The sequence below is a fragment of the Thermocrispum sp. genome (assembly GCF_002919275.1).
GTDB classification, from domain to species: Bacteria; Actinomycetota; Actinomycetes; order Mycobacteriales; family Pseudonocardiaceae; genus Thermocrispum; species Thermocrispum agreste.
Window position 1 is genome coordinate 1 of record NZ_PKFA01000008.1, and the last position, 7469, is coordinate 7469.

A 7469-nucleotide genomic window follows, 5' to 3' on the forward strand; every position below is an offset into this window, starting at 1 on the left:
CGGGGCGCAGCAGGCGGTCACTGCCGTTCCACAGGTCCCAGCGCTGAGCGGGACCCAATGCTGGGCAGAACCCGGTGCTGAGCGGAACCCGGTGCTGAGCGGAACCCGGTGCTGAGCGGAACCCGGTGCTGAGCAGAATCCAGCGCTGAGCAGAACCCAGCGCTGAGCAGAACCCAGCGCTGAGCGGAACCCAGTGCCGAGCAGAATTCAGCGTTGGCCAGGACTCACGGCTGGGCACGACTCTGTACTAGGCCGGACTCACCGCTCGGCACCGCAGACACCGGCCTGCAGCACCGAGCGGGCCGTATCGTCCGGCCGACGGGACCCGGGGTCACCAACTTCTTGGCGCAGCCGGGTGGATTTGCCCGCGCCAGGCGGACCGATCAGCAGCAGCCCTGGCCGGACCGAGCGCACCACAGAAGCATCCCTGGTGTGTGGGACGACCTGACCGCGCCGCGGGGCCGTCGGCTTACTGGTCGAGCAGAATCGCGCAGCGGATCAGTCCGATGTGCGAGTACGCCTGGGGGTGGTTGCCCAGCGACCGCTCGGCGATCGGGTCGTACTGCTCGGGCAGCAGACCGGTCGGACCCGCGCAGTCGACGATCTGCTGGAACAGCTCCTCCGCCTCGGTGCGGCGCCCGGTGAGCAGGTACGCCTCCACCATCCATGCCGCGCACAGGTGGAAGCCGCCCTCGTTGCCGGGCAGGCCGTCGTCCCGCCGGTACCGGTACACCGTGGAGCCGCTGCGCAGCTCGCTCTCGATCGCCGTCACGGTCGACTGGAACCGCTCGTCCGACGGGTCGAGCAGCCCGGAGAGCCCGACGAACAACGAGGCGGCGTCGAGGTCGGTGCCGTCGTAGGCGGTGGTGAACGCCTGCACCTCGTCGTTCCATCCGTGTTCGAGCACATCGGCCGCGATGACGTCGCGCAGCTTGGGCCACGCCACCGGCAGTTCCCGGTTGTAGCGCTCGGCCAGCCGGACCGCGCGGTCCATGGTGACCCAGCACATCACCCGCGAGTAGACCCGATGCCGTGGGACGTGCCGCTCCTCCCAGATGCCGTGGTCCGGCTCCCGCCAGCGGCGCTTCACCGCCTCCGCCATGGCCCGCACCAGCTGCCAGTCCTCGTCGCGCAGCTCGCCGCGGACCTCGGCCAGGTCGGCGATCAGCTCCACGACCGGGCCGAACACGTCCAGCTGGACCTGGTGGTTGGCCAGGTTGCCGACGCGCACCGGGCGCGACCCCGCGTACCCGGGCAGCGAGTCGATGACCGCCTCGGCGCCCAGCTGCTGCCCGGAGACGGTGTACAGCGGGTGCAGCCGCTCAGGGCCCGCCAGCTGGCTCAGCACACCGTGCAACCACCGCAAATACCCTTCGGCCTCCTCGGTCGAACCGAGGGAGACCAGCGCGCGCACCGTCATGGCGGCGTCCCGGATCCAGCAATAGCGGTAGTCCCAGTTGCGGACGCCGCCGATCTCCTCGGGCAGCGACGTGGTCGCCGCCGCCAGCACACCACCGGTCTCGGCGTCGCACAGGCCGCGCAGGGTCAGCGCGGACCGGCGCACCAGCTCGGTTTCCACGCCGGGCAGCTTCAGCCCGGCCGCCCACTTGCTCCAGTACTCGCCCGCCCGCGTGCGCCGGTCGATTTCCGGCAGCTCGTGCGGGCTCAAGTCGGTGGTGCCGCAGCGCAGCTCGAGCACGATCGGCTCGTCCGGCTTCGGCCGCACCACGGCCTTCGCCGTGTCGTGCAGGCCGTCCGAGGTGATTTCCCAGGTCACGCCGGGGGCGCGCAGCACGAACGGCTCCGAGGTGCCCAGCACGCGCAGACCCTCCTGCTCGGCCACCAACCGCACCGGGACGCCGCCGAACTCCGGCCGCGGCGCGAACGTGATGCTCGCTTCGGTGTCACCGGAGATGACCCGCACCAGATCGGTTCGGTGCTTGGCCGACTCCGGCTCCAGGTAGTCGGTCACCAGCAGGCGCGACCAGCGTGTCTCCACCGTCATGGTGTTGGGCAGGTAGCGCTGGCCGAGCGGCAGGCCGTTACGGGTGGGCTTGATGCTGAAATGCCCGGCGCTGGGTCCGCCCAGCAGATCGGCGAACACCGCGGGCGCGTCCGGACCCGGGTGGCACAACCAGGTCAGCCGGGCGTCCGGTGTCACCAGCGCCACCGAGCTCTCGTTGGCCAGCATGGTCAGCCGCTCGATCGGCGGTGCCTGCTCCCCGTACAGCCAGTTGCGTCGCTCCTCCAGCACGAACGCCAGCACCGTCGCGACGTCCTCGGTGTCGCGAATCCGGTACTGCGCGAGCGTTTCGCCCTCGCCGACCTTGATGCCCACGTCCGGGCCGGAGAGCCGGGCGAACGCCTTCTCGTCCGTGACGTCGTCACCGAGGAACATGGCCGCGGTGGCGCCTGCCTGGTGCCGGACGACGTCCAGCGCGTGGCCCTTGTCGGTGGCCACGACGGCCAGCTCGACCACCGCCTTGCCGTCGGTGACCGTGATGCCCTCCCATGTGGCCGGTCCTTGGTGCACGGCGTCCAGCACGCGCGCGGCGTCTTCCTGCGACGCCTTCCGCACGTGGACGGCGATGCTCGCCGGCTTGACCTCCAGCGAAACGCCGGGAACGCCGTCGACCAGGCGGTTCAGCTCTTCTTCCAGCCTGCGGTGCAGCGCCTTGGCCTTGGGGTCGATCTCGTGCACGAAGCCGATGTCGAACTCCGACCCGTGCGAGCCGACCAGGTGCACTTCCGCGGGTAGCCGGGAGAGCGTAGCCAGGTCACGCAGCGCACGCCCGGAGATCACCGCGGTGGTGGTCTCGTGCAACGCGGCGAGCGAACGCAGCGCGCCGACCGATTCCGGTCGCGGGCGCGCGTTGTCCGGGTTCTCCACGATCGGCGCGAGGGTCCCGTCGTAATCGCAGGCCACCAGCAGCCGTGGCGTGCGTGCGATGTGCACGATCGCCCTGCGCAGTTCGGCGGGTAGGGACTCGGCGGTCAACGCCCCTCCAGGAAGGTTTTCACGGAGTTGAATGTGCCGGGCTACGGCACAATAACTCCCGCGTTTTGTCAGCCGTCCAGCGCGTCAAGGAACGACCGGGCCCAGCGGTCCACGTCGTGCGTCAGCACCTGCCGGCGCAGCGCCCGCATGCGCCTGCGTCCTTCCGCCGGGTCCACGTTGATCGCCGCGAGCAACGTTCGCTTCACGCCGTCGAGGTCGTGCGGGTTGACCAGAAAAGCGCTGGTCAGCTCGGCTGCCGCGCCCGCGAACTCGCTGAGCACCAGCGCACCGGTCTGGTCGTGCTTGCACGCCACGTACTCCTTGCACACCAGGTTCATGCCGTCGCGCAGCGGCGTGACCACCATGACGTCGGCGGCCCGGTAAAACGCGGCGAGTTCGGCTCGCCCGACCGACTGATGCAAATAATGCACGACCGGGTGACCGACCCTGGCGAATTCGCCGTTGATTCGGCTGACCAACCGCTCGATGTCGCCGCGCATGCGCTGGTAGTGCTCGACGCGCTCCCTGCTGGGCGTGGCCAGCTGCACGAAGGTCACCTCCGCCGGATCGATGGCGCCTTCCCGCAGCAGCTCGTGCAGCGCCTTCAGGCGCAGATCGATGCCCTTGGTGTAGTCGAGCCGGTCGACGCCGAGCAGCATCGTCTTGGGGTTGCCGAGCGAAGCGCGGACCTCGGCGGCACGCTTGGCGACTTCCGCGGTGCGTGCCAGCGCGTCCAGCCCCGCGGAGTCGATCGAGATCGGGAAGGCGCCGACCCGCACGGTGCGGTCACCCACCCGCACGATGCCGGAGCGGGAGCGCACTCCGACCGAGCCACGGCTGGACTCCAGCCCGATCAGCTGGCCGGCCAGCCACAGGAAGTTCTGCGCCCCACCCGGCCGGTGGAAGCCGACCAGGTCCGCGCCGAGCAGGCCGCGGACGATCTCCGCCCGCCACGGCAGCTGCATGAACAGCTCCACCGGCGGGAACGGGATGTGCAGGAAGAAGCCGATGCGCAGATCCGGCCGGAGCTCGCGCAGGATCGAGGGGACCAACTGCAGCTGGTAGTCCTGCACCCAGACGGTCGCGCCCTGCGCGGCCACCTTCGCGCTCGCTTCCGCGAAACGCTGGTTGACCCGCACGTAGGCGTCCCACCACCGGCGTTCGAACACCGGGGGCTGCACCACGTCGTGGTACAGCGGCCAGAGCGTGGCGTTCGAGAAACCTTCGTAGTAGTCCCGGACTTCGGCGCTGCTGAGCGACACCGGATGCAGTACCAAGCCCTCGTCGGTGAACTCGTCGACCTCGATGTCGGGCACCCCGGGCCAGCCGACCCACGCCCCCTTCCGGCTGCGCAGGAACGGCTCGAGGGCCGCTACCAGACCGCCCGGGCTCTGCGTCCAGCGCTGGCTGCCGTCCGCAGCTCGGTCCAGGTCCACCGGCAATCTGTTGGCCACCACGACGAAATCGGGGTCGCTCATGTGGTTCAGCCTACTGTGCGAACCCTGTGAGCAGGCTCTCGATCTTGTGGCGTCCGGGTGGTCTTGCTGCGCCGGAGGGGCGAGCACGGACCGTGATTCCCGCAGCGGGCCGTGGCAGGTCGCGCAACGGAGCCGGGCCCGCGGGCAGGCCGAGGGGCCCGGGGCAGTGCTCGGCGCACCGTGGGGCACAGCTTTGCGCACCGTGGGGTAGAGCTCTGCGTGCCGTCCGGCACTGGCCCCGTGCTGGGCCGCGTCGGGCCGGTGGCGGGACGAGCGCATCGGGCTCGCCGCCGCCGGTGGCAGCTCGCCGCACGGGACCTGCCGGTCGGCGGTGTCGCTGCGGGCCTGGTTCACGCGGAGGCGCAGCGGGCTGGCCGGTCGGCGTGCCCCATCACTCCCGCAGGGCCCTTCAGGCGGTACGAGACAGCCGGGGTGCGCGGCGTCAGCGAGCAGGCGAGTCTGCCCGTGCCCTGCTGCGGACGGCGGCACGGTGGCCCTGGTGCAGGCGGTGGCTCGGTGGCCCTGGTGCAGGCGGTGGCTCGGTGGCCCTGGTGCAGGCAGCGGCTCGGCGGCCCTATTGGAGGCGGCGGCGAGACGGCCGTAGCGGACCGGCCATCCGCGGGCCGGCCAGCTTCCGCTCCAGGCGGCCGAGCTGGGTCCGCACCGGCTGGGCCAGGTACTCGCCGAACACCACACCGGCGGCCAGGGCCAGGCCCACGGCGAACGCCTGCATCAGCGTGCTGAACTGGCCGACCGGCTCCACTCCCGCCTCGTACAGGCCGCGGAAGGCCAGCAGCCCGGGCAGCAGCGGGGTGATGCCGGAGACCGCCACCACCAGCGGGGTGACCCGCAGCCGCCGGGACAGCACGCCGCCGCAGAACCCCAGCAGCACGGCGGCGACCGCGGTGGCGGCGATCTTGTCCGCGTGCGCCAGCCGCAGGACGCTGTAGACGGTGGTGCCGACACCACCGGCGATGGCGGCCAGCAGCAGGGCGCGCAGGCGCGCGTAGCTGGCCAGCGCGAAGAAGCCCGCGGCGGCCGCCCCGGCGATGATCTCCACCGGGAGGCTGATCGCGCTCGGCCCGGGCAGTGCCGGGAGCGGGGCCCGCGGGAAGCCCAGCGTGATGGCCAGCTGCAGGCCGATCACCACACCGGTGACCAGCCCGGTGGTCATCATGATCACTTCCATCGTCCGGCCTGCCGCGGTGACGTTGTAGCCGGTGACGGCGTCGTGCACGGCCGAGACGGTGTGCAGGCCGGACAGCAACACGGTGATCGCCGCGGCCGCGACCAGGCTCGGTGATTCGAACGGCAGGTCGCTGCTGAGGGCCAGCACCGCGAACAGTGTGGCGATCAGCCCGCCGACGACCTGCTGGAAGAACAGCGGCAGGGCACGCTTGTTGAGCACCCGGCCGATCCGGTCGATCAACGAGCTGACCACGAAGGCCAGCGTGGCGGTCAGCGGACCGCCACCCATCAGGACGGTGATCGACGCGGCCATGGCACCGAGCGCGAGCGTGGCGACCCACCGCGGATAGGGGTGCGGGGCGTTGCTGATCCGGTTGATCTCGGCGGCGGCGGTGTGCAGGTCGGTCCGGCCGCGGGTGATCTTGGTGACGAGGTCCTCGGTTTCGCTCAGCCGCGTGTAGTCCATGCTGCGGCTGCGCACGACGCGCACGGCCGTGACGGGAGAAGCTTCCGAACCGCGGTGGCAGGTGACGGTGATGGACGTGCCGACGACGTTGACTTCGCACTGCGGGAGGCCGAAGGCGTCGGTGACCGCCAGGATGGTGGCGGTGACGTCGGCGGCACCGGCGCCGGTGGCCATCTGCACTTCACCGATCCGCAGCGCGGTGTCCAGTGCGAAATGGATCGACCCCTCGTCGAGCAGCTTCGGCCCGATCGGCCGGGGCGGAGCAGGCTGTTCCGGTACGCGTACCCGATGCTGCCTCGCCAAGAGTTTCACGTCGTCCACCTCCCACGTCGTCCCGCGCTCTTGTGCGCCGTCCCGCGAGTCCATCGGCGCCGTATGCGCAACCGTTGCACGCTTGATCCGTAACGTCGGTCACGATTTCTTGCACCGCCGAACCGGGGCGGTCGTGACGTCCCGCGCGGCCGGCCGAATGGCCTCTGAACAGCCGTTTTGCCGCCGGATGCGCCCAGTGCCGATCCGGCCGGGTACCCGGCGGATCGAGCGTCGATCAACCCTCCGGTTCCAGTCTGACCGGCCTGGGCGATCTCGCCAGTCGAGCCGAGGCTGCGGGCGCCGGGTCAGCGACGCCGCGGAGGCACGGTCAGCGGCGCCGCGACCCGGTACCCGGCCCGGCCACGTCGGCCCGGTGGACTCCTGACCGGGGCAGGTGTGCCGGTGCCGGTCGGCACGAAGGAGCGGAGCTGGTGCTCGGTCCGTGCACCGGCCGGCGGGGTAGACGGGGGCTTGCCTGCCGGGCCGGATCGTCGCCGCATACGATGGACGTGGCCACCCGGCCAGCTGCCGACATAGCTCAGTTGGTAGAGCAGCTGTCTTGTAAACAGCAGGTCAGGGGTTCGAGTCCCCTTGTCGGCTCCGATCGTGCTCCTTGCGGCATCACGCCCGGCCGGAGGCGCCGTCCGAGGCGGGCGCCCCGGTGAGTCGTTCCCCTGGCGCAGCCCGGCGTGATTTCCGTGCCGCTGCGTATCCGGAATCGCCCCACAGTCCTGCTCGTCTGACCGTCCGGCGGTCTGCTGGTGCGGTCACGGGTTTCCCGGGGCCGGTCCCGGCGAGCGCGAGAGACACGTCACCCTCGGCCACGACACCACCTACGAGCGCGGCCGGTCCCGGCGAGCGCGGGCGGCGCGGCAGCCCGGCCTGCCGACCGAGGTTCATCGAGGGTTGCGCCCGTCGTGGGGAAGTCGGTGACGATCAGGCTCGACACCGGGTTCACCGATCCGCACGTGCTCCGTGAGGGCGTCCGGCAGCTGCTCGGGAAAGCGGACTCCTGGAGGTTCTCCTT

Annotated in this window: 3 protein-coding genes and 1 tRNA gene; 1 reads left to right on the forward strand and 3 read right to left on the reverse strand. The window is 71.0% G+C overall.

All coding sequences use genetic code 11. The features are described from left to right. Window positions 1-469 precede the first annotated feature (469 nt). From otsB to CXP56_RS01745, 3 genes are all read right to left on the reverse strand, one after another. The gene (gene otsB / locus CXP56_RS01735; protein ID WP_286899353.1) at window positions 470-2998 is read right to left on the reverse strand and encodes a trehalose-phosphatase; all 2529 of its coding nucleotides are present in this window, start codon (window positions 2996-2998) and stop codon (window positions 470-472) included. Window positions 2999-3066: 68 nt separating this feature from the next. Beyond that, a complete protein-coding gene (locus tag CXP56_RS01740) occupies window positions 3067-4476 on the reverse strand; it encodes an alpha,alpha-trehalose-phosphate synthase (UDP-forming) (RefSeq protein WP_028848603.1) in 1410 nt (469 codons plus the stop codon). A 574-nt stretch (window positions 4477-5050) separates the two neighbouring features. Continuing rightward, window positions 5051-6496 (reverse strand): threonine/serine exporter family protein, encoded by a 1446-nt coding sequence (locus tag CXP56_RS01745; protein WP_051310377.1) that lies wholly within the window; start codon window positions 6494-6496, stop codon window positions 5051-5053. Window positions 6497-6969: 473 nt separating this feature from the next. Here CXP56_RS01745 and CXP56_RS01750 point away from each other — a divergent pair. Further along, window positions 6970-7042 (forward strand) — tRNA-Thr (locus tag CXP56_RS01750). Window positions 7043-7469: the final 427 nt, after the last annotated feature.

Bases quoted from the DNA above. Each gene is read 5' to 3' on its own strand.
- CXP56_RS01740 (WP_028848603.1), bottom strand. From the start codon at position 4,476: ATGAGCGACCCCGATTTCGTCGTGGTGGCCAACAGATTGCCGGTGGAC.
- CXP56_RS01745 (WP_051310377.1), bottom strand. From the start codon at position 6,496: ATGGACTCGCGGGACGGCGCACAAGAGCGCGGGACGACGTGGGAGGTG.